Origin of the sequence: Aeromonas taiwanensis (assembly GCF_000820165.1) — a bacterium.
GTDB classification, from domain to species: domain Bacteria; phylum Pseudomonadota; class Gammaproteobacteria; order Enterobacterales; family Aeromonadaceae; genus Aeromonas; species Aeromonas taiwanensis.
Genome location: NZ_CDDD01000097.1, coordinates 1 through 1,455, shown reverse-complemented (window position 1 = coordinate 1,455; position 1,455 = coordinate 1). Strand labels below are relative to the sequence as shown.

Sequence of the window (1,455 nt, the reverse complement as noted above, 5' to 3'; positions counted from 1 at the left end):
GGTCGGCGTCTGGCCCAGGGGCAGGGGGGCAAAGCGGGGCACGCCGTTTTGCAGCCACTGGAGCCTTCCCCCCGTGCTTGCCGCGAGGCGCGCCATGGCCCCTTCGTCGGGGGCGGGCAGGGGACGGCTCAGGGCGCGACCGAGTGACCTGCGTTCGGCGGGCACGGGGGGCAGCCTGGCCTCCTTGCCGGCGTTGACCAGCAGGATGTCGAGGCGGGGCGAGGCCCCTTGGGGGCAGAAGAGGGTGTCAAGACAGGGCCAGAGGGCGGCGATGCGATCTCGCTGGGCCTGGGACAGGCCGTCGGTGACGAGCAGCAGGCGTGCGGGCTGGCCTGATGGGATCTGCGCAAGGGCCAGGGCCACGGCGCGCTCCGGTGCACTGCCCTGAACGGGCATGATGGCCGGGCGCAGGTCCGGCAGCAGCAGGGCAATGGCCTGATGATCCCGGGTGGGCGGCATGGCGAGATAGGCATCCCCGGCAAACAGGATGAGGCCGAGGGGATGGGGCGATGGCCGCGCATCCTCCCTGGCCAGCATCTCCTGAAGCAGCAGCCGGACCCGGGTCGCCCTGTCGGGGGGCAGATCCTCTGCCAGCATGGAATCCGAAAGATCCAGCAGCCAGAGATCGAGCGCCGGGCTCTGGATGGGGAGGCTCTGCTGGCGCAGGGCGGGGCCCGCGAGGGCCAGGATCACCGGCAGGCAGGCGAGCCAGAGCCAGGGAATGGCCCGGCGCCGGGCCGGCAGCAGATAGGCATGCATGGCGGGAGAGAGCAGTCCGGGCTGGCGACGGCGCCGCCATCCCTGCCACAGCCAGGGGATCAGGGCCAGCAGCCAGAGCGGGCGCAGCAGGATCAGCTCCATGAAGAAGCTCCTTGCCGATTATTCATGGGGCCGCTCCGGTGACGGTTGTCGGCGTGCCGGCCACTGCCAGCGGGCGGGCCACGCCAGCAGCAGCCAGGCCAGGGCCAGTGGCCAGGGGTAGAGCTCCAGGTGGGGACGTGCGAGGATCCGGGGGCGAGCGAGGGGTTCCAGGGTGTCGATGGCCTGGTTGATGGCGGCCAGATCCCCCTGGCTGCGGGCGCGAAAATAGCGCCCCTGCCCCAGGGCCGCCAGCTGCTGGAGCAAAGGTTCATCGAGCTCGGCGCTGGGGTCCTCCTCCCCGAGGGGATGGGCAAAGGTGTCGGGGTCGGCGCCCACCCCCAGGGTATAGAGGCGGATGCCGGCGGCCACGGCCCGTTTGGCCTCGGTCAGGGGATCCGCGTTGCCCGAGGTGTTGCGCCCGTCCGTGACCAGCAGGAGGGCGGTGGGGCGGGCGGGATCCGCGTGCTGGCGGGGCCGGTGGATGGGCTCGCCCCGGGGCCGGGGGGGCCCCCCCCGACTCGAAACGGCGCCCCGGGGGGGGGGGGGGCGGGGCGCGGGGTCCTCGGGGCGGGGGGGGGGGGGGGGGGGGGGGGG

Annotated in this window: 2 protein-coding genes; both read right to left on the bottom strand. The window is 73.5% G+C overall.

Translation table 11 applies throughout. The features are described from left to right. Positions 1–861: VWA domain-containing protein (locus tag BN1136_RS16720; protein ID WP_043808944.1), on the bottom strand; the 861-nt coding region annotated here is incomplete at its 3' end. A gap of 18 nt (positions 862–879) precedes the next feature. Further along, on the bottom strand, positions 880–1,455 hold a 576-nt coding region (locus tag BN1136_RS16715), incomplete at its 5' end, for a vWA domain-containing protein (RefSeq protein WP_156135313.1).